Source organism: Streptomyces aurantiacus JA 4570 (assembly GCF_000414115.1).
GTDB classification, from domain to species: Bacteria; Actinomycetota; Actinomycetes; order Streptomycetales; family Streptomycetaceae; genus Streptomyces; species Streptomyces aurantiacus_A.
Map to the genome: position 1 here is coordinate 1 of NZ_AOPZ01000243.1, position 19,975 is coordinate 19,975.

General features: G+C 72.9%; 16 protein-coding genes. 7 read left to right on the forward strand and 9 right to left on the reverse strand.

Annotated features, from left to right (window positions below):
• A partial coding sequence (locus tag STRAU_RS23150) for a glycoside hydrolase family 35 protein (RefSeq protein ID WP_162473227.1) occupies positions 1–1,060 on the reverse strand: 1,060 nt, incomplete at its 3' end.
• A 136-nt stretch (positions 1,061–1,196) separates the two neighbouring features.
• On the opposite strand from STRAU_RS23150, the gene STRAU_RS23155 reads away from it, so the two are divergent.
• From STRAU_RS23155 to STRAU_RS23170, 4 genes are all read left to right on the forward strand, one after another.
• Positions 1,197–2,117: a helix-turn-helix domain-containing protein gene (locus STRAU_RS23155; RefSeq protein WP_016642807.1), complete on the forward strand. Its 921-nt coding sequence runs from the start codon at positions 1,197–1,199 to the stop codon at positions 2,115–2,117.
• Between the two features lie 11 nt (positions 2,118–2,128).
• Positions 2,129–2,497 carry a chorismate mutase gene (locus tag STRAU_RS23160; protein WP_016642808.1) on the forward strand — a complete coding sequence of 123 codons (369 nt, stop codon included), beginning with the start codon at positions 2,129–2,131 and terminating at the stop codon, positions 2,495–2,497.
• A gap of 83 nt (positions 2,498–2,580) precedes the next feature.
• Entirely contained in the window at positions 2,581–5,082 is a 2,502-nt protein-coding gene (gene pepN, locus STRAU_RS23165) for an aminopeptidase N (protein WP_016642809.1), read from the forward strand.
• A gap of 213 nt (positions 5,083–5,295) precedes the next feature.
• Positions 5,296–6,150 (forward strand): SDR family oxidoreductase, encoded by an 855-nt coding sequence (locus STRAU_RS23170; RefSeq protein ID WP_016642810.1) that lies wholly within the window; start codon positions 5,296–5,298, stop codon positions 6,148–6,150.
• 86 nt (positions 6,151–6,236) lie between these two features.
• On the opposite strand, the gene STRAU_RS23175 is transcribed toward STRAU_RS23170, so the two are convergent.
• From STRAU_RS23175 to STRAU_RS23190, 4 genes are all read right to left on the reverse strand, one after another.
• Positions 6,237–9,350 carry an endo-alpha-N-acetylgalactosaminidase family protein gene (locus STRAU_RS23175; RefSeq protein ID WP_016642811.1) on the reverse strand — a complete coding sequence of 1,038 codons (3,114 nt, stop codon included), beginning with the start codon at positions 9,348–9,350 and terminating at the stop codon, positions 6,237–6,239.
• A 123-nt stretch (positions 9,351–9,473) separates the two neighbouring features.
• The gene (locus STRAU_RS23180) at positions 9,474–10,685 is read right to left on the reverse strand and encodes a sensor histidine kinase (RefSeq protein ID WP_016642813.1); all 1,212 of its coding nucleotides are present in this window, start codon (positions 10,683–10,685) and stop codon (positions 9,474–9,476) included.
• Positions 10,682–11,350, reverse strand: coding sequence for a response regulator (locus STRAU_RS23185; protein ID WP_016642812.1), 669 nt, complete (start codon positions 11,348–11,350; stop codon positions 10,682–10,684). The genes STRAU_RS23180 and STRAU_RS23185 overlap by 4 nt, the downstream gene beginning before the upstream one ends.
• A 147-nt stretch (positions 11,351–11,497) precedes the next feature.
• Positions 11,498–12,295 (reverse strand): S1 family peptidase, encoded by a 798-nt coding sequence (locus STRAU_RS23190; RefSeq protein WP_037661324.1) that lies wholly within the window; start codon positions 12,293–12,295, stop codon positions 11,498–11,500.
• Between the two features lie 254 nt (positions 12,296–12,549).
• Here STRAU_RS23190 and STRAU_RS23195 point away from each other — a divergent pair, with 254 nt between their 5' ends.
• Positions 12,550–13,452, forward strand: a complete 903-nt coding sequence (locus STRAU_RS23195; RefSeq protein ID WP_016642815.1) for a hypothetical protein — start codon at positions 12,550–12,552, stop codon at positions 13,450–13,452.
• A 166-nt stretch (positions 13,453–13,618) separates the two neighbouring features.
• Here the strand turns inward: STRAU_RS23195 and STRAU_RS23200 are convergent, their stop codons facing one another.
• From STRAU_RS23200 to STRAU_RS23210, 3 genes are all read right to left on the reverse strand, one after another.
• Positions 13,619–15,217, reverse strand: coding sequence for a DEAD/DEAH box helicase (locus STRAU_RS23200; RefSeq protein WP_259299967.1), 1,599 nt, complete (start codon positions 15,215–15,217; stop codon positions 13,619–13,621).
• 91 nt (positions 15,218–15,308) lie between these two features.
• Positions 15,309–15,512 (reverse strand): cold-shock protein, encoded by a 204-nt coding sequence (locus STRAU_RS23205; protein ID WP_037661310.1) that lies wholly within the window; start codon positions 15,510–15,512, stop codon positions 15,309–15,311.
• A gap of 309 nt (positions 15,513–15,821) precedes the next feature.
• The gene (locus STRAU_RS23210; RefSeq protein ID WP_016642818.1) at positions 15,822–17,300 is read right to left on the reverse strand and encodes an MFS transporter; all 1,479 of its coding nucleotides are present in this window, start codon (positions 17,298–17,300) and stop codon (positions 15,822–15,824) included.
• A gap of 117 nt (positions 17,301–17,417) precedes the next feature.
• Here STRAU_RS23210 and STRAU_RS23215 point away from each other — a divergent pair, with 117 nt between their 5' ends.
• Entirely contained in the window at positions 17,418–17,978 is a 561-nt protein-coding gene (locus STRAU_RS23215) for a MarR family winged helix-turn-helix transcriptional regulator (RefSeq protein ID WP_016642819.1), read from the forward strand.
• A 163-nt stretch (positions 17,979–18,141) separates the two neighbouring features.
• Positions 18,142–19,098 carry a tyrosine-protein phosphatase gene (locus STRAU_RS23220; RefSeq protein ID WP_016642820.1) on the forward strand — a complete coding sequence of 319 codons (957 nt, stop codon included), beginning with the start codon at positions 18,142–18,144 and terminating at the stop codon, positions 19,096–19,098.
• A 28-nt stretch (positions 19,099–19,126) separates the two neighbouring features.
• On the opposite strand, the gene STRAU_RS23225 is transcribed toward STRAU_RS23220, so the two are convergent.
• Positions 19,127–19,864, reverse strand: a complete 738-nt coding sequence (locus STRAU_RS23225) for a vWA domain-containing protein (protein WP_016642821.1) — start codon at positions 19,862–19,864, stop codon at positions 19,127–19,129.
• Positions 19,865–19,975: the final 111 nt, after the last annotated feature.

Genomic DNA, 19,975 nt, shown 5'->3' on the forward strand with positions numbered 1-19,975 from the left:
GGGGCGGTGCGGGCGGCGGGGTGTCGGAGTGGGCGGCGATGACCTCGCGGAACAGCCAGAACTTCTCGGTGGGTCGGCCGTGTTCGTCGATGGGCGCGTCGTAGTCGTAGGAGGTGACGTCGGGTTGCAGGCGGCCGTCGTGGAGCGCCCCGCCGTCGCGGTTGGCGCCCGCCCAGCCGGCGAAGTTCGTGCCGCCGTGCGCCATGTAGATGTTGACGGACGCGCCGCAGTCCAGGATCTCGCGCAGCGCGTCCGCGGCGTCCCGGGGGTCGCGGACGACCGGTTCCGCGCCCCAGTGGTCGAACCAGCCGCACCAGAACTCCATGCACATCAGCGGGCCCTTGGGGCGGTGGCGGCGCAGCGTGGCGAAGCCGTCGCGGGCCTGGGAGCCGAAGTTCACGGTGGCGAGGACGCCGGGGACGCTCCCGCCGGTGAGCATGTGGTCCTCGGGGCCGTCGGACGTGCACAGTTCGGCGGTGACGCCGTGGGCGCGCAGCAGGTCGGCGAGGCGGCGCAGGTACATCTGGTCGGAGCCGTAGCTGCCGTACTCGTTCTCGACCTGCACCATGATCACGGGGCCGCCGCGGTCGTGCTGGCGGGAGACGACCTGGGGCAGCAGGCGGGCGAACCAGCGCTCCACGTGGGCCAGGTACGTCTCGTCGCGGGTGCGGGCGCGGGGGCCCACCTCGGCGGTCAGCCAGTACGGGAGGCCGCCGTTGTCCCACTCGGCGCAGATGTAGGGGCCGGGGCGGACGATCGCCCACAGGCCCGCGGCGTGCGCGGCGTCCAGGAAGCGGCCGAGGGCCGTCACGTCGCGCAGTTCGCCGGGGCGGGGCTCGTGCGCGTTCCAGGGGACGTACGTCTCCACGCAGTTCAGGCCCATGGCGCGCAGCATCGCGAGGCGGTGGCCCCACTGCTCCTCGTGCACCCGGAAGTAGTGCAGGGCACCGGAGAGCAGCCGTACCGGCCGTCCGTCCAGCTCGAAGTCGTCCTCGCCCACCCTGAAGCTGTCGCCGCGCGCGCCGAGGCCGTCGTCGCCCGCGCTGTAGCCGCCGTCCATCGTGTCCCTCCCGATCATCTGCGGCCACGATTGCCTCTGGCGGGCGGCACGGTCCATGGACAAAGATCGAGCCGGGTTGGACGCAGCGAAACCGGCGGGCGCGGGCAGGGCGGGCACACGAGAGGGGCGGCAGCGGATGTATCACACCTGGATGCGGTATTTCACGCCGAGCCCGGCGCATCACCGTCTGGGTCTGGTCTGTCTCGGTGTCGGGCTGCAGCACGGCACGCTGCCCGCCGTGGGGCCGCGCGCTCTGGACCATCATGTGGCCCTCGTCATCAGCTCGGGCCGCGGCTGGTTCCGCGCTCCGGACGGGCGTCGCAGAGCCGTGTCGGCGCCCGCGCTCATCTGGCTGTCGCCCGGGGTGCCGCACCACTACGGGGCCGACCCGGAGACCGGCTGGGACGAGTGCTTCGTCGACTTCACCGGGCCCGCCACGGCGACGTACACCGAACTCGGCTACATCGAGCCCGAGCGGCCCGTCGTGCCGCTGGCCGATCCGGACGCCGCGCGTGCCGTGGTCGGCCGCATCGCCCGCGCCGCGCGCCGCGACAATCCGCTCCTGGAGGTCGAGACCAGCGCGGCCGTGCACGAGCTGCTCGTCACGCTGCGCCGGGCCCGCGCCGACATCGCCCCGGACGGCGACCCCGTCCTGCAGTCCCTGGCCCGGGACGCCTTCAAGGCGCTGTCGGTGACCGAGCACGCCGCCCGGCACGGCATGACGCCCGCCGAGCTGCGCACCGCCGTGCGCCGGGGCGCCGGGTGCAGCCCCAAGGACTATCTGCTCGGCATCCGCCTGGGCCGCGCCAAGGAGCTGCTCGCCGCCACCGAACTGCCCGTCGCGGCGGTGGCCCGGCGCGTGGGCTACGACGACCCGGCGTACTTCTCCCGGCTGTTCACGCGCCGCGTCGGCATGGCGCCGGTGCGCTTCCGTGAGCAGCAGGGCCGTGCCGTGCCCGGCGGCTGGTCCCAGCAGGTGCCCGACCCGGAGCATCCGCCCACCCTGACGTCCCTGGGCGGCCCGGCCGCGTCGGGCGGCGCGGGCGGGGACACGTAGGCTCGGCTGCCATGACCACACGCCACACCAGTGACGACAGCGGCGCCGCGGAGGGCACCCCCGGGGCCGGTGCGGGGGACGCCGTCGACCCCGCCGTGCGGGCCGAGCTGTCCCGGCTGCGGGACAGCATCGACAACATCGACGCGGCGGTCGTCCACATGCTCGCCGAGCGCTTCAAGTGCACCCAGCAGGTCGGCCACCTCAAAGCCAACCACCAGCTGCCGCCCGCCGACCCGGCCCGCGAGTCCCGCCAGATCGCCCGCCTGCGCGAACTGGCGGAGAACGCCAAGCTGGACCCGGCCTTCGCGGAGAAGTTCCTGAATTTCATCATCGCGGAGGTAATCCGCCACCATGAAAGCATCGCGGACGGCTCCAGGTAGCCCTCTGTGGGCGGCCAACCCCGTGGGCGGCTGCCCGCGGCACCCCCTGCCAGGCGCCCCGCCAGATCAGGCACCATGGCGGGATGCCCGTACTCACGCGCGACGAAGCGCAGACCCGAGCCCAGCTCCTCGATGTCCAGCGGTACGAGATCGCCCTCGATCTCACCACCGGTGAGGAAACCTTCGACTCCCGCACGGTGATCACGTTCACCGCCGCCGCGGACGGCGACACCTTCGTCGAGCTGAAGCCCGCCCATCTGCGCTCGGTCACGCTGGACGGCTCCCCGCTGGACCCGGCGGGTCTGGAGGACAACCGGCTCGCGCTGCGCGGCCTGTCGGCGGGCGAGCACGAGCTGCGCGTCGACGCGGCGATGCGCTATTCGCGTACCGGCGAGGGCATGCACCGCTTCACGGACCCGTCCGACGGCGAGGCGTACGTCTACACGCAGTTGTTCATGGAGGACGTGCAGCGCGTGTTCGCCGCGTTCGACCAGCCCGACCTGAAGTCGGTGTTCGCGCTGACGGTCACCGCCCCCAAGGGCTGGACGGTGCTCGCCAACGGCGTCACCGAGCACCTCGGCGAGGGCCGCTGGCAGGCGGCGCCCACGCCCCCGCTGTCCACGTATCTCGTGGCCGTCGCGGCCGGGCCCTGGCACTCGGTGCGGACCGAGCACCGCGGGCTGCCCTTCGGCATCCACTGCCGCCGTTCGCTGGCGCCGTACCTGGACGCGGACGCCGAGGAGCTGCTCGACATCACGCGGGCCTGCTTCGACCGCTACCACGAGAAGTTCGCCGAGCCGTACCCCTTCGACTCCTACGACCAGGCGTTCGTCCCGGAGTTCAACGCGGGCGCGATGGAGAACCCGGGGCTTGTGACCTTCCGCGACGAGTACGTGTTCCGGTCCGCGGTCACCGACACGCAGCGGCAGACGCGGGCCATGGTCGTCGCCCACGAGATGGCGCACATGTGGTTCGGCGACCTGGTGACGCTCAAGTGGTGGGACGACATCTGGCTGAACGAGTCGTTCGCCGAGTACATGGGCTACCAGACCCTTACCGAGGCGACCCGCTTCTCCGACACCTGGGTCGACTTCGGTGTGGCCCGCAAGTCCTGGGGCTACGACGCCGACCAGCGCCCCTCCACGCACCCGGTCGCGCCCGATCCGGACGCCGTGCCGGACACCGCGTCCGCGATGCTGAACTTCGACGGGATCTCCTACGCCAAGGGCGCGAGCGCGCTGCGCCAGCTCGTGGCGTGGCTCGGCGAGAAGGACTTCCTCGCGGGCATCAACACGCATTTCGCGCGGCACAGGTTCGCCAACGCCACCCTCGCCGACTTCATCGACAACCTGGCCTCCGCCACGGACCGCGACGTGCACGGCTGGGCCCAGGCGTGGCTGCGTACGACGGGTGTGGACACGTTCACGCCGTCGGTCGCGCACAGCGGGCGCGAGTGGACCCTGACGCTGGAGCGGGACGGGAGCCGTCCGCACCGGGTCGCGGTGGGGGTGTACGACCGTGATCTGTCCGACGGGCGTGGCCTGGTGCTGCGTGAGCGGTACGAGACGGACGTGCCGCAGCGCGACGCCGTGGCGCGGGACGGCGGCCGGCCCGCGCTGATCGTGCCCAACGACCAGGACCTGACGTACGCCAAGATCCGGCTGGACGAGGTGTCGCAGGAGACCGTCCTCGCGTCGTTGTCGGGGGTGCCGGACGCGCTGACCCGCGCGGTGCTGTGGAACGCGCTGCGCGACATGGTGCGCGACGGCGATCTCACGCCCGGCGCGTATCTTCAGGCGGCGCGCGCCCATCTGCCCGCGGAGAGCGACCTCGCGGTGGTCTCCGGTGTGCTCACCTTCGCCGGGACGGTCGTCGCCGGGCGTTATACGCCGCAGGACGGCCGCAACGGCGCCCTGGCCACGCTCGACGCGCTGTGCCAGGACGTGATCCGCCGTACCGAGGACGGTTCGCAGCCGGGCCTCAGGCTCATCGCGGTGCGCGCCCTCATCGACGCGGCGACGCAGCCGGAGCCGCTGGCGACCTGGCTGTCCCAGGGTGCCGTGCCGGGCGGGCCCGAGCTCGACCCGGAGCTGCGCTGGCGGGTGCTGGCCCGGCTCGCCGTGCTCGGCGCGACGGACGAGGACGCCATCGACGCGGAGCTGCGCCGCGACCCGAGCGCGACCGGCCGGGAGGGCGCCGCGCGCTGCCGTGCCGCGCTGCCGGACGTGGACGCCAAGCGGCGCGCCTGGGAGGCGATGTTCGGCTCCGACGAGCTGTCGAACTATCTGTTCACGGCCACCGCGCAGGGTTTCTGGCAGCCCGAGCAGGAGGCTCTCGTACGGCCTTATGTGGCGCGCTACTTCGAGGACTCCGTGGCGCTGGCCGCGCGGCGCGGGCCCGCGATGGCCGAGGCGGCCGGGCGGTACGCCTTCCCGCTGTTCGCCGTCGACGAGGAGACGCTGCGCTTGGGCGAGCGCTGCCTGGAGGGCGCCGATGTGCTGCCCGCGCTGCGCCGCCGTCTCGCCGATCAACTCGACGACCTGGAGCGGGCCTTGCGGGTGCGCCGCAAGGCCGAGCAGGAGTGAGGGCGGGGAGGGCACGACGAGGGGGACGGAGAGGGGACGGGGAGGGGCGGGCTGGGCCCGGGGACTTAGGGCCGCCGGACTAGGCCCTCGCGGAGGATCTACTTCCTGGTGACGATCCGGTGGACGCCGGGCGCTGCCTAGAGTCGATCTTGACGAACGCCGGGCCGGGGCGACCGCTCCCGGCCCGGCGCCGTTCCGACCCTAGGAGTACTTGTGATCGTCGTGACCGGTGCCACCGGCAACGTGGGCCGCGCCCTCGTCACCCAGCTCGCCGCCGAAGGCGTCCCCGTACGTGCCCTGACCCGTGACCCGACACGTGCCGATCTGCCCGCCGGCGCAGAGGTGGTGCGGTTCGCCTCGGCGGCCGAACCCGCCGCTATGGCCGCCCAGTTCGAGGGCGCGACGGCGCTGTTCCTGCATGTGGCGGCGGGCGGCGAGCACACCGCGGAGCTGCTCGCGGCCGCCCGGGAGGGGGGCGTGCGGCACGTCGTCGTGCTGTCGTCGATCATCCTCGACCACGACGACTCGGCCGCGCACCCGATCCACGTCATGCACACCCGGCTCGAGCAGCAGGTCCGTGACAGCGGCCTCGACTGGACGTTCCTGCGGCCCGGCGCGTTCAGCACCAACTCGCTGCAGTGGGTGCCGCAGGTCCGTGCCGGTGACACCATCCGCTGGCCGTTCACGCAGTCCCTGACCGCGCCCATCCACGAGGCCGACATCGCGTCCGTCGCCGCCGTCGCCCTGCGCGACCCCGAGCGGCACGCCGGCGCCGTCCTCAGCCTCACCGGTCCTGTCGCCGTGACGGCCGAGGAGCAGCTCCAGGCCGTCGGCCGGGCCCTCGGCCGGGAGTTCACGGTGGTGGAGATACCGCCGCACGAGGTGACCCCGGACATGTTCCCGCACGTCCCGCAGGAGATGCTGCCCGCCCTCCTGGAGTCCTTCGGCGCCGCCGTGGGCTCCGAGCCCGACCTCACGACGACGGTGGCGGACGTCACCGGCAGCCCGGCGCGGACGTTCGAGCAGTGGGCGAAGGACCACGCGGACGACTTCCGGGCGGCCGAATAGCGGACTCGGCGCCGCCACGCGGCCCCGGGCACGCGGGGTTCGGGGGCCGCACCCCCGAACCCACGCCCCGCCCGGCCCGGCCCCGCCTACGCCTCGCGCACCTCGAACGCGTCGAGGACGAACTCCGCCTTCCCGTCGTCGCCGACCTTCCGAAGGCCGACCCACGCCTCGCCCTCGTCCGGAGCGGTGAACTCGTAGGAGAGCGGGGTGGGGGCGGTGGCCACGGGCAGGGCCTCGCGGGACAGTTCGCGCGCGCCGGGCTCGTCCACGGCCGTGACCCACGCGTACTGCCCGGCCTTCTCGTTCTCGTACCGGAACGACACCCGGTAGCGCTTGCCCGCCTCGAAGCGGACGGTGTGAGGCACCGTGCGGTAGACGAGGCCGTCGTTCTCGCCCCGGGACTTCAGCGACTGCGTGCCGTCCACGACGTCGTCGACGGCCTTGCCGTTCCAGCCGCGCTGGGTGTACGGGGCGTGCCGCTGCGCGATGTGGGTGCGGGGGTCGGTGGCGCCCCCGGCGTCGCCCTTCACGAAGGGTCCCCAGCCCTGCGGCACGTTCTCGAAGTCCTCGCGGGCGAGGACGCCCCGGCCGAGCGAGGGGCGCCGTTCGACGGCGACGACCCGCACGTTGTCGAACCGCACCCGCGCCTGACCGGCGTCGGCGCGCAGCGCGAGCCGCACCGGGCCGCCGCCCTCGGGCACGGTGAAGTACGTGAACAGGCGCTGGAAGCGGGTGCCGTGCTTGCGGTCGGCGGCGACGTGGTTGCCGGCGGTGGAGGTGTGCGTCCAGTTGGCGGCCCTGACGCCGTCGGCGGTGCGCACCTCCAGGGTGGCCCGGCGCCGCTGCCCGGCCTTCTCCCCCACTTCGACCTGCACGGACGCGGCGTACGTACCGGGCTTGAGGCGGCGCAGGCGCTGGCTGACGGAGGCCGCGCCGCCGCCGGCGACGACGAGTTCGTAGTCGCCGAGCTTGCTGCGTTCGACGGTGGCGGGGCCGCTGACCTGCCAGGCGTCCAGGGTGCCCGAGTGGAAGCCGGGGTCGCGCAGCGCGGTGCCCTGGCCCCAGTCGGGGTCGGGTGCGGGGCGCCGGGAGCGGTGGACGACGTAGGGCTGCCCGGCGGCGGCATCGAGGGTGATCTTCCCGTCGCGTACGGGTACGTCGGCGACGAAGGCGCGGCCCTGGTCGGTGAGCCGGTACAGCGCGACCTTCCGGGCGCCCGCCCAGCCGCGCGGCAGGGCCCAACTGCTCTTCCCGCCCCGGGGGTTGTAGTGGTACAGCTTCGCCGGGTCGGTGGCCCTGCGCGGCTCCCAGGGCAGCAGATAGCTGCCGTCGTCGTACACGAGACGGCCGTCCGTGGTGATGCGCCGCTTGCCGCCGTCGGCGTCCGACACGGAGGTGGCGCCGGCGCCGAAGAACGTGATCTCGTGCTCGGTCCAGGACTTGATGGGCTGTGCCTGGAGGTACTTGGCGGGCAGCGCGTGCGTCCAGATCAGCGCGTAGAACGCGGTCCAGTCGGTCTTGCCGGTCCAGCCGGAGAAGGTGCCCATGCGGGCGGCGCCGAGCAGGGTGGGCCACTTGTCGGCGAAGACGTCCTTCTGGTGGTGGCGGATGAAGCGGATCAGCTGGGAGTTGATGCCGCGCGAGGTGTCGGGGCCGTAGTCGGTCTCGGTGGCCCAGTGCGACCACAGCGCCGAGCGTTCGAAGCCGTGGCCCCATTCGCTGGTGACCATCCAGCCCTGGTCGCGCAGGGTGCGCTGGAGGCGGTCGGAGGTCCAGCCGGACTCGCGGAACACGTCGATGTAGAGGGTGTTGAGCGCCGGGTGGGCGTCGCGCCGCAGGTCGGCGAAGCGCTTGACGATGTCGCCGGAGACCAGGTCCCGGCGCTGGTCGATGCGGTAGCTCTGGTCGAGCCAGTCCCACTGCTCGTCGCTCTTGTCGACGAGCTTCTCGGAGAAGGCGTTCGCCACGGGGTAGGACTCGGTGGCGTTCACGTGCACGCCGAAGTCGCTGTTCCACTTGGCGCCCTCGCGCACAAGGGTGTTCATGTCGTCGAGGCCGCCCGCGCGGGTGTTGTAGTTGCCCGCGTAGTCGGGGTGCGCGGAGTCGTGGCCCTCGGACTGGTAGCCCTTGAGCAGGGTGTACTGGCGCAGTCCGTCGGTGGCCAGGTGGACGCGCTTGACGTCGTCGAGGGTCGCCAGGAACGGGTTGGTGGCCTGCGAGGCGAAGTTGAAGGGGATGTGCGGGACGACCCGCAGGTGCTGCTCGTCGGCGCCGAGCGGGGTGACCATGATGTCGCGGAAGGCGATCGCGGCGTCCTGCCAGTCGACCTTGCCGTCGCCGTTGCGGTCGCCGGTGACGACCACGGTCGCGTACGGCAGCGGCTCGGTGGCGTCGACCGGGGAGGTGGCGGCGCGGTGCGTCCACTGGCCGGGGGTCAGCCGCGCCTCGACGTGGCCGTCCTTGCGTACGGTCTGGCGCCACAGGCGGCCGTTCTCCCAGGTGGTCTCCGCCGTGGGCTTGTCGTAGCAGGTGTTCGTCTCGATGGCGCCGCCCAGCTTGTCGTGCGCGAGCACCGCGTACGCGCAGCCGCTCGCCGCCCCGGCGGGCGTGTCGGGACCGACCTTCACCAGGGTGTCGCCGCTCTTGGCCTTGTCGAGCTGCACCCTCGCGGCGAGCAGCGCGGCGCCGGGCTGATCGCTGCGGACGCTGAGCAGGGCGAGTCCGGGGACACGGAGGGTGCCGACGCGCAGCGCGGCGGTGTCGGCGATCCTCGTGACGCGCCAGTGGACCCGCCGTCCCTCGACGGCGATCTCCACGTCGACGCGGGTGCCGCCGTCGAGGGTCAGGGTGTACGTGGCGCGGTCGCCGCCGACGGTCGCGGTGACCTTCGGCGTGTGCTCCTTCTCGTCGACGAGGAGGGTGGTGACGGGGTCCGGCTGTCCGTGCAGGACGGCGCCGCTCGCGCGGTCGGTGTACGACACGATCCGCGGGAAGCCGGTGGCGACACGCACTTCGAGGGCCGCGGAGCGCAGGATCGCCTCGTCCGCCCCCGGCCCGGCGGCGGACGAGGCGGCCGGGGCCGCGTACGCGGTGCCGGTACCGGCACCGACAGCGGCCCCTATCCCCGCGATCGCTCCCGAGGCGACCACGGCTCTGCGGCTCGGCCGGGAACCGGAACCGGACGTCTGTGTCGGCAGCATGAAGAACGCACCCTCCGTGGAACGGAATTTGTGACGGTCACGATGCGCCGCACGGGACGAGGGCGCCCATGGACAAAGCAGGGAGAGGTGTTGGACTAACGTCGGGGGCGCCGGGGGCAACGCCTACCCCGCCGCTCCCTGCCCGTACGGCAGCACCGCCCGTACCTCCCAGCCGCCGTCCGTGCCCGGCCCCGCCGTCAGCGTGCCGCCGAGGGCGGTGGCGCGTTCCTCCAGGCCGGCGAGGCCGAACCCGCCCCGCTCGCCGTGCCGTTCGCCCGCGCCGGCACCCCGTCCGGGCCCCGCCGCCGGGCCCGCCCCGGACGCCTGCCTGCCGTCGTCGGTGACCCGGACCTCCAGGCCGCCCTCGACGATCCGCACGCCGACGCGCACGGCCGTGGCGCCGGACGCGTGTTTGCGTACGTTGGTCAGCGCCTCGCGCACGATGTGGTGCGCGGTGGCGGCGAGATCGGCCGGAAGCCGCTCCTGGAGACCGCGTTCCACCCGCACCGTGACCGGCGGTCCGGTGACGGTGAACGCCTCGGCGAGATCGCGCAGTTCGGCGAGCCCGGCCACCGGCACGGTGCGGGCCTCGCCCTCGCGGAGCACCCGCACCAGGCGCCGCATCGCGCCGAGCGCCTCGTCGCCCGCGTCGGCGATGCGCCCGAAGGTGCCGGCCGCGGCGTCGGCACCGACCGCGGTGAAGGACGCGGCGCGGGCCTGCACGACGATGCCGGTGACGTGGTGGGCGACCAGATCGTGGAGTTCGCGGGCGAGTTCGAGGCGTTCGGCGGCGCGCACGGCTTCCATGTCGCGGACGCGCTGGGCCTGCTGAGCGCGCAGCAGCAGCGAGAACGCGCTGACCACGGCGGCGAGCGCGGAGAACAGCAGGGTGAAGCGGCCCGGTGAGGCGTCCCGCACCGGCGCGGCCACGCAGGCGAGGGCGAGCAGCGTGCCGAGGACGGCGGCGCGGCGCGCGGGCAGCCGCAGCAGGACGCCGGTGAGCAGCACCAGGAGCGCGATGGCCTCGCCCATGCCCCAGACGATCTGCGGCCGCGCGCTGGCGAAGACGTACAGCGTGGCCGCCCAGGAGACACCGGCGGCGAGCCAGGCGCGCGGGGTCAGCGGCAGGCGCGCCCACGGCACGGCGCACAGACAGCACAGGATGCCCGCGGTCCAGACGGCGGCGCGCGGCCCGGTGGGCTGGCGGGCGAGGGTGAGGCCCTCGACGCTGACGAGGAGGACGAGGACGGCGGCGAGCAGCAGGCGGGCGGCGGTGCGGCGCGCGGGGTGCCGGTCGAGCAGGCGCGCGTACCGGTCGAGGATCTCGGTGGTCATGACGCCCGGGTGGCGAGGCCGGTCTCCCAGGCCCAGGCGGCGATCTCGACGCGGTTCCTGGCGTCCAGCTTGGTCTGGACGTTGGCGAGGTGGGACTTGACGGTGGACAGGGAGACGAACAGTTCGGCGGCGATCTCGTTGTTGGTGCGGCCGCGGGCCAGGGCGCGCACGACGTCCTGTTCGCGCTGGGTGAGGGGTTCGGAGGGGGCCCGGGTGCTCCGGCCGGGGGTGCCGGCTGCGCCGGGGGCCAGCTCCCGCAGCAGCCGCACGGTGATCGCGGGCGAGACGAGCGCGTCGCCGACGGCCGCGGCGCGCACGGCCTCCACCAGCATGGCGGGACTGGCGTTCTTCAGCAGGAAGCCGCTGGCGCCACCGTGCAGTGCGGCGTGGACGTATTCGTCGAGGTCGAAGGTGGTGACGATGACGACACGCGGCCGCACCCCGGCGCGGGCGGCCAGGCGGCGGGTGACTTCGAGGCCGTCCAGGCGGGGCATGCGGATGTCGAGGAGCAGCACGTCCGGGTCGTGGCGGGCGACGGCGGCGAGCGCGGCCTCGCCGTCGGTGACGTCGGCGAGGACCTCGATGTCGGGCTGGCTCTCCAGGATCATGCGGAAGCCGGTGCGGACCATGTCCTGGTCGTCCGCGATGACCACCGTGATCGCCATGTGCTGCCGCCCGCTCGCGCCCGAAGCCTGTCTCGTACGCCCCCGAGTGTCCCATATAGGGGGATACGAAGCGGGGCCGGGTCATCGCTGACCCGGCCCCGCCCGTCGAAGCCGCTCACCGCGCGGGCACCCGGGGTGCCCGGGGCGTCAGAGCTGGTTGGCGTGCTTGGTTATGTCGGCCGCGAAGGTCGAGACCTCGGTGTAGACACCGGGGAACTTCGGGCGGGCGCAGCCGTTGCCCCAGCTCACGATGCCGACCTGGATGTACTGGCCGGCCTCGTCCTTGCGGAACATGGGGCCGCCGGAGTCGCCCTGGCAGGTGTCGACGCCGCCGACGTTGAGCTTGCCGGCGCAGATCTCCTCGCCGGGGATGATGTCGCCGCTGTAGGCGGCCTGGCAGTCGGCGTCGCTGACGAACGGAACCGTGGCCTTGAGCAGGTAGCGCTGCTGCGCGCCGCCCTCACGGTTGGCGCCCCAGCCGGCGACGGTGAAGTCGCCGTTGTTGTACTTCGTCGTCGTGGCGATCTTCAGCGTGGGCTGGTTGATCGGCTTGGCGAGCTTGATGAGCGCCCAGTCCTTGCCCTTGCCGTTGTAGCCGGGGGCCTGCAGGACCTTGGTGGACTTGACCTTGATGGCGCTCGAGCTCTGCAGGTCCACCACGCCGCCGGTGGCGGTGATCGAGGTGTTGTTGCCGGAGCCGTCGACACAGTGCGCCGCGGTCAGGACGACGTCCTGCTTGAGGAGGGAGCCGCCACAGCCCATGGAGAGCCGGACCATGAACGGGAATTCACCCTGCTTGGCCTTCACGCCGCCGACGACGCGCTCGCCCGGGTTCGGGCCGGGGTGCGGGGCCGCCTGGGCGGCGACGGGCTGCAGGCTGACGACACCGAGCGCGATCGACCCGAGGACGGCGGCTCTCTTGGCTCCACGGAACTTCGTCTTCAACTTCTGCTCCTTCATGGGAGGTGGGGGGTTGCGCACGCGACGGGCCCACACCGCACGCGCCGGAGTACTGCCCCAGAGCACTGCGTGGCATGAGCCCGCCAAAGCGTTGTTGGATTATGAGGAGGGCCACACACGGGCGACAAGGGGCGGTTTTCGGCCAGGCGTTGGGGCGGGGGCTGGTAACCGGCCCGAACAACCCCCGTACAGTGGGGACGAATTGGACAACGGGCTCAGCGGCGCAGGGGGGTGACGGCGTGGCGGACGGCCGCCCCGTGGAGCACGGGTTCCCTCATCTGGAGACGGTGCGCGCGGCCGTCACGGCGCTGTACCGGCGGCTTTCGTACGACACCGTCCACACCTTCGACACCAGCGTCGCCCCGGCCGACGTGGCCTTCTGCGACCAGGACGACCTGTATCTGGGCGTGCAGCGGGTGGCCCGCGAGATGGTCCGGCACCTGCGCCTGCCGGATGCCCGCATGATCGTGTCGTTCCGCGAGATGGAGCACGCGGCGTACGTCGAACTGGCCGCGGGCCCCGAGTACTTCATCGAGCTCAACGACCGCTTCCGCACCCATCGCAGGGACATCGGCGCGGCTCTGGCGCACGAGGTGATGCACGTCTATCTGCACCGCCTCGACCTGTCGTTCCCGGGCACCCGCGCCAACGAGATCCTGACCGACACGGCGACGACGTACCTGGGCGCGGGCTGGCTGCTCCTGGACGCCTACCGCGAGGACCGCGCCTCCTCGCAGAAGCTCGGCTATCTGACGCCGGAGGAGTTCGGCTACGTCCTCGCCAAGCGGGCCCTCGCCTTCGGCGAGGCCCCCGAGACGTGGTTCACCAGCCCGCAGGCGTACACGGCGTATACGAAAGGGCTCGCGCGGGCCCGCCAGGACGAGCAGCAGCCGCCGCTGACGGCGGCGGGCTGGGCGGGGCGGCGGCGGTACGCCAAGGACCGCAGATACGCGCAGGACCACGGCACGGCGACGGGCCCGCGCCCCTCCGGCCCGTACGCCTTCTCCCACTCCGACGGCACGGGCCCACTGCGGGTGTCCTTCCCCTGCCCGACCTGCCACCAACGAATCCGGGTACCCGCCCGCGGCCGCATCAGGGCCCGCTGCGGCCTGTGCCGGACGGTGCTGGAGTGCGATACGTGAGCGTCAGTTGCGGTTCGATGGCGCCCTGAAGGGGCGCGGGGGTAGCGCCCCGTAAGGGGCGCGGGGAACTGCGCGAAAGGGGGGGGGGGAACTGCGCGCCCAGCCACGACGAACCCGCAGATGCACGAAAGCCCGGGCGGCGCTCAGTGCAACGGCGACAGCCGGGTCACGCCGCGGCGCTGCGACCCCGCCCGCCGCGCCGACCACGGCCCCCGCGGCGCCGAGCCGCGCCACCGGCGCCACCCGCGCCGCCGTTTCCACGCCCCCCGCCGGACGGCGCCTTGCGCTGCGCCACGACCTGCACGGGCGGCGTGATGACAACCGGCACCCCGGACGGCTCGCGCGCGCCGGTGATGGTGACCAGTTCCTCGGAAGACGAACGGACGGCCGCCGTCTGCGGCTTGATGCCCGCGTCCGACATCAGCCGCGTCACCTCGCGCTTCTCGTCGGGCAGGACGAGCGTGACGACGCGACCGGACTCGCCCGCCCGCGCGGTGCGGCCGCCACGGTGCAGGTAGTCCTTGTGGTCGACGGGCGGGTCCACGTTCACGACCAGGTCGAGGTCGTCGACGTGGATGCCGCGCGCGGCGACGTTGGTGGCGACGAGCGCGGTGACCTCGCCGCTCTTGAACTGCTCCAGGGTGCGGGTGCGCTGCGGCTGGGAGCGCCCGCCGTGCAGCCCGGAGGCGCGCACGCCGTTGGCGAGGAGCCGCTTGGTGAAGCGGTCCACGGCCCGCTTGGTGTGCAGGAAGAGGATGACGTTGCCTTCGCGGGCGGCGATGCGCAGGGCGACCGCCTTCTTGTCCGTCTCGTCGGCGACGTACAGGACGTGGTGCTCCATCGTGCTCACCGCGCCCGCGGAGGGGTCGACGGAGTGCACGACGGGGTCGCTGAGGTAGCCGCGCACGAGCCGGTCGACGTTGCGGTCCAGGGTCGCGGAGAACAGCATCGTCTGGCCGTCCGGCTCCACCTGCTTGAGCAGCGCGGTGACCTGCGGCAGGAAGCCCATGTCGGCCATCTGGTCGGCCTCGTCGAGGACGGTGACGCGCACCTGGCCGAGGTCGCAGTCGCCGCGGTCGATGAGGTCCTTGAGGCGGCCCGGGGTGGCGACGAGCACCTCGACGCCGCGGCGCAGCGTCGCGGACTGCTTGTTGATCGACAGACCGCCGACGACGGCGGCGACGCGCAGGTTCACGGACGTGGCGTACGGCGCGAGGGCGTCGGTGACCTGCTGCGCGAGCTCACGCGTGGGGACCAGGACGAGGGCCAGGGGCTTGCCGGGCTCGGCGCGGCGGCCCGCGGTGCGGCCGAGCACGGCCAGGCCGAAGGCGAGGGTCTTGCCGGAGCCGGTGCGGCCGCGGCCGAGCACGTCGCGGCCCGCGAGCGAGTTCGGCAGGGTGGCGGCCTGGATCGGGAAGGGCGTGGTGACGCCCTGCGCGGCGAGGGTCTTCAGGAGCGCCTCGGGCATGTCGAGGTCACCGAACTCCGCGACGGCGGGCAGCGCGGGGGTGGTGCTCTCGGGCAGCGCGAAGTCGGCGGGCGCCGTGCGCGCCGGGGCGGGGCGCGCGGTCTTGCGGCCGCCTCGGCCGCCGCCGTTCACCGGGCGCTTGCCGGCGTCGCCCCCGCTCTTCCTGCCGGAGTCGGCCGTGCCCTGGCCCTCTCGGCGGGGTGCCGAGCCTGCCGTGCCGCGGGTGGCCGAGCCTGCCGTGCGGGCATTCGATGAGCGCCGGCGGGCGGGGCGCGCGGGACGGTCGGGGCGATTCATGGGGCAAGCCTTCCTGGCCGGTGACAGCACGAGCCGGGACCCGCACCGTGGTGGTGCGGGCCCCGGCTACGAGGTTCGCGAGACGCGACGATCAGGCGGGAACGATGTTCTCGGCCTGCAGGCCCTTCTGGCCCTGGGTCACGTCGAAGGAAACCTTCTGGCCCTCCAGGAGCTCACGGAAGCCCGAGCTCGCGATGTTGGAGTAGTGGGCGAAGACGTCGGGGCCGCCGCCGTCCTGCTCGATGAAGCCGAAGCCCTTTTCCGAGTTGAACCACTTCACGGTTCCAGTTGCCATGTCAATCTCCTCAACAGGGGCAGATTAAGGAGAGCCACGGAATTGTGGTCCTCCCAGCGCTGCAAGGACCCCCATCCGGAGAGACCGGGGTCCGGCCCGTGATTGAGCCGGAAAAACAAAATAATGCGCCCTCGGAGCATTCCCGTCAGGCGCACATAAAGTTCATGGGTACCAAAACTGCAACGCTCAACTCTAACATGCGCCCGGTCACCGGAAGCGGGGGGCTTCCGGGGGCCGGTTGCGGGGCCTTCCGGGGGCCGATTGCGCGGCTCACCCGGCGCCTCACTCCGCGCCTCCCCCCCCGGCGCCTCACTCCGCGTGCGCCACCGCCCGCCGGGGCAGCGCCAGGCACAGCGCCGCGCAGAGCGCGAATCCGGCGACCACCCACGGCATCGCCGCGCCGAGGGCGTCCGTGAGCCCCGAGGACGTACCGGAGGGGCCGTGCTCCCCGGCCGGGACATGGCTGAAGAACACCGTTCCGATGGCCGCCGCGCCGAGGGCGCCGCCGAACTGCTGGGCCGTGGAGAAGATGCCGGACGCCCCGCCCGCGATGTCGGCGGGCACGGCCGAGAGGACCACGTTCACCAGCGGTACGACCAGGAAGCCGAGCCCCGCGCCCGCCACCAGGAGCCCGGGCACCAGCGGCCACGCCCCGGTGTGCGCGGCGCTCGCGTCCGCCACCGCCGCCCACACCCAGGCGAAGCCGCCCGCCATCAGGAGCGATCCGGCGACGAGCACAAGGCGCCCGAAGCGCACGGCGAGCCCGTCCGCGGCGGGAGCGGTCAGGAAGCCGCCGACGGAGAAGGCGACGGTGACGACGCCGGCCTGCATCGGCGTGTAGCCCTCGCTGCCCTGCAGCCAGATCGCGAAGACCAGGAAGAAGCCCTGCATGCCGACGGAGAACAGGAGCTGCACCAGGACGCCCACGGAGAACGCGGGAAGCTTGAAGGCGCGCGCGGGCAGCAGCGGCGTCGTTCTAGCCGAGGGGTGCGGGCGGCGGCGCCCCTCGACCACGCCGAGTCCGGCGAGCGCGGCCACCCCGGCGCCCAGGCACACCCAGCCCCACACCGGCCAGCCGTTGGCGCGGCCCTGGACCAGCGGCAGCACGACGGCGACGAGGGCGCCGGCGAGGACCAGGCTGCCGAGCACGTCGGGCCGCCCGGCGGAGCGCTCGCGGGTGGCCGGTACGAGGACGGCTCCGGCGACGAAGGTGGCGACGGCGACCGGGATGTTCACCAGGAACACCGAGCGCCAGCCCCACCCGAACAGGTCGGCGTCGGTGAGCAGCCCGCCGAGGAGCAGCCCGATCGCGGACGCGAATCCGGCCACGGCCCCGTACATCCCGAAGGCCGCGCCGCGCTCCTTGCCGTGGAACAGCGTGCGGAAGGAGCCGAGCACCTGCGGGATCAGGAGCGCGGCCATGACGCCCTGCACGGCGCGGGCCGCCACCAGCTGCCCCGGTGACTGCGCGATCCCGCACGCCAGGCTGGCCAGACCGAAGCCCGCGGTGCCCGCCAGGAAGAGGGCCTTGCGGCCGTAGCGGTCGCCGAGGTGTCCGGCGACGATCAGGGTGGCGGCGAAGCCGAGCAGGTAGGCGGAGACGATCCACTGCAGCGCGCTCTCGGACGCGCCGAGGTCCCGCCCGATCGACGGGATCGCGACGTTCACGATCGTCACGTCGAGCAGGTCCATGAGGGCGGCGACCATCATCACGACGGCGGCCGCCCAGCGTCGGGGGTGGGGGGCGGCGGTGCCGCCTGCCTCCGGAGTGGTCGTGGTGGCGGTCATGTCGACTCCCGGTCTCCTCGGATTTATTTCGTTCGACCGAACGAAACACTTGCACGAGCCCGCCCGTGATCGCAACTCTTTCGTTCGGCCGAACGAACTTCTTGCTAGGCTCGGCCCATGCCGAAGAGCCGCACGCCGCAGGAACCGTCGGAGACGCAGGAGCCGCAGAAGCCGTCGGAGCCCTCGGAGCCGCAGGAGCCGTCGGACTCACAGGAGCCGTCGGACTCGGAGCGCGCCGAGGTCGTGGCCCGCCTGGCCGCCTCGGGCCGGGCCAACAGCGCGGTCACCGTGATGTTCCACTCGGCCGTCGCCGCCCGGCAGGGCCTGAACGCCACCGAGAGCAAGACCCTCGACCTGCTCATCCGCAAGGGCCCGCTCACCGCCAAGGACCTCGCCACCGAGACCGGCCTCGCGCCCGCGTCCGTGACGGGCCTCGTCGACCGCCTGGAGTCCAAGGGCTACGTACGCCGGGTGAAGCACCCCACGGACAAGCGGCGGGTCCTGGTGGAGATCCGCATGGAGAAGATGGCGGGCATGTCGGAGGTCTTCGCGGACTGGGCGCGCGAAGTCGAGGAGTTCTGCGAGGAGTTCAGCACGGAGGAGCTGGAGACGGTCATCCGCTTCCTGGACGGCGCGGCGGAACGCCAGCGGCGGGCGGCGGCACGGCTTTCGCAGTAGCGGCCGATTCCCCCGGGGGCCTCACCCGCCCCGGCGAAATTGACGCTCCGTCAAATAACCTTCGTACGCGCCTTCCTCCTTCACGCGCCCGTCGTTACCGTCCCACCCGTTCCCGGCCGAACAACCGCTTGGTCGGACGGCGACGGTTCGGAAGGGCGGACCCATGCGCAGCAGCACGCGTACTCGCACACGCACCCGTACGGCGGTGGCCGCGGCCGCGGTCCTCGCGCTCGCCCTGGGCGCCGCGCCCACGGCGACGGCCCACGCCGGACCGGCGGCTCCCCCCGCTCCGTACGCCGCCGACGCCGACGCCGACGCGCCCCGGCAGATCCCCCTCCAGGGTGCGGTCAACGTCCGTGACGTGGGCGGGTACCGCACCTACGACGGGGAGCGGGTCCGCCACGGCAGGGTCTTCCGGGCGGACGCGCTGAGCAGGCTCACGGACGCGGACGTCGCGAAGGTGGCCGGGCTCGGCCTGCGGAAAGTGGTGGACTTCCGGGTCGCGGAGGAGGTCGCGTACGACGGCCCGGACCGGCTGCCCGGCGGCCTCGTCGCCACCTCGCGGCCGGTCACCGACAATGGCCTGTTCCGGCAGCTCATGACCGTGATCGGCTCACGGGACCCGGTCCGGCAGGAGGAGATGCTGGGCGGCGGGAGGGCCGAGGCGTTCATGCGGGACGTGTACCGTACGTTCGTCACCGACGCCACGGACCGCACCCACTTCGGAGCGACGCTGCGCGACATCGCGGCCGGCGGCACGGCCACGTCGTCGAGGGCCCTGCTGTACCACTGCACGTCGGGCAAGGACCGCACGGGCTGGACCACGTACGTGCTCCTGCGCGCCGTGGGCGTGCCCGAACACACCGCCGTACAGGACTACTTGGCGTCCAACACCTTCCGCGCCGCGTACGACGCGAAGTTGCGCGAGACGCTCAAGCAGACCGGCATGATGCAGAACCCGAACCTGCTCGTCCCGCTCCAGGAGGTCCGTACCGACTACCTGGAGGCGGCGCTGACCGAGGTGAATCAGCGGTACGGGAGCTTCGGCGGATATCTGACGAAGGGGCTCGGCCTGGACGCGGCAACGCTGGTCAAGCTGCGCCGAGCACTGGTGGGTTGACCGGCGCGCCTGGCGCCCCCTGGACGAGTCACCCGACCGCGGGGGCGGCGACGATGCCCTGCTCGCGCGCCGCCGCCAGCCACTGCGGGAACTCGCCGACCAGCCGGTCGTACAGCGCGTCGTCGGGCAGCGCCAGCGGATCCTTCCCCGCGTGGAAGAACCCGGCGTTGTCCACGACGCGCTGAGCCGGGACGGCTAGTTCGTCGAGCCGCCGCAGATAGTCGAACTGCTTGCTCCCCGGGTCACCGAACCCGACGAACTGCCAGAACAGCGGCAGCTTGGCCGCCTTGCACAGATACCGCTCGGCGGCGGCCCTGCTCGACGGCCCGCCGTCGGTCTGGAAGACGACGAGCGCGGGCGCGTCCGCACCGCTGTCCAGATAGTGGTCGATCACCGCGTCCATCGCCGCGTGATAGTTGGTCTGCCCCATGTGCCCGAGCCCGGCGACGACCTCCTCGATCCGCCCGTGATGCCGGTCCAGCTCGATGTCGGCGACCGCGTCCACGTCCGTGGAGAAGAAGACGACCGGTACGACACCGTCGTCGTCCAGATGCGCGGACAGCCCGAGCACCCGGTCGGCGAGCCCCTGCACACTGCCGTCCGTGAAGTACGGCCGCATGGACCCGGAACGGTCGACCACCAGATAAACAGCGGCCCGCTCCCCCTCAAGCCCATGGACACGGAGCCGCTCCCCGGCCGACTTGTAGAGACTGACCAGCGCGGGCGCCGTCTCCTCCACCTTCCGCAGGCTGATCGCCGCACCCATAGCCCCTGGTCCTCCCCCTGCCACCTGCCCTGCCCCGACGGCATCCAAGGGTACGTGCGCCGACGGGCTGCCCCAGCCCGAGCCGGGACGGGCGAAAAGGGCGGGTGGGTG

Bases quoted from the DNA above. Each gene is read 5' to 3' on its own strand.
- STRAU_RS23155 (WP_016642807.1), top strand. From the start codon at position 1,197: ATGTATCACACCTGGATGCGGTATTTCACGCCGAGCCCGGCGCATCAC.
- STRAU_RS23160 (WP_016642808.1), top strand. From the start codon at position 2,129: ATGACCACACGCCACACCAGTGACGACAGCGGCGCCGCGGAGGGCACC.
- pepN (WP_016642809.1), top strand. From the start codon at position 2,581: ATGCCCGTACTCACGCGCGACGAAGCGCAGACCCGAGCCCAGCTCCTC.
- STRAU_RS23175 (WP_016642811.1), bottom strand. From the start codon at position 9,350: ATGCTGCCGACACAGACGTCCGGTTCCGGTTCCCGGCCGAGCCGCAGA.
- STRAU_RS23180 (WP_016642813.1), bottom strand. From the start codon at position 10,685: ATGACCACCGAGATCCTCGACCGGTACGCGCGCCTGCTCGACCGGCAC.
- STRAU_RS23185 (WP_016642812.1), bottom strand. From the start codon at position 11,350: ATGGCGATCACGGTGGTCATCGCGGACGACCAGGACATGGTCCGCACC.
- STRAU_RS23200 (WP_259299967.1), bottom strand. From the start codon at position 15,217: ATGAATCGCCCCGACCGTCCCGCGCGCCCCGCCCGCCGGCGCTCATCG.
- STRAU_RS23205 (WP_037661310.1), bottom strand. From the start codon at position 15,512: ATGGCAACTGGAACCGTGAAGTGGTTCAACTCGGAAAAGGGCTTCGGC.
- STRAU_RS23210 (WP_016642818.1), bottom strand. From the start codon at position 17,300: ATGACCGCCACCACGACCACTCCGGAGGCAGGCGGCACCGCCGCCCCC.
- STRAU_RS23215 (WP_016642819.1), top strand. From the start codon at position 17,418: ATGCCGAAGAGCCGCACGCCGCAGGAACCGTCGGAGACGCAGGAGCCG.
- STRAU_RS23220 (WP_016642820.1), top strand. From the start codon at position 18,142: ATGCGCAGCAGCACGCGTACTCGCACACGCACCCGTACGGCGGTGGCC.
- STRAU_RS23225 (WP_016642821.1), bottom strand. From the start codon at position 19,864: ATGGGTGCGGCGATCAGCCTGCGGAAGGTGGAGGAGACGGCGCCCGCG.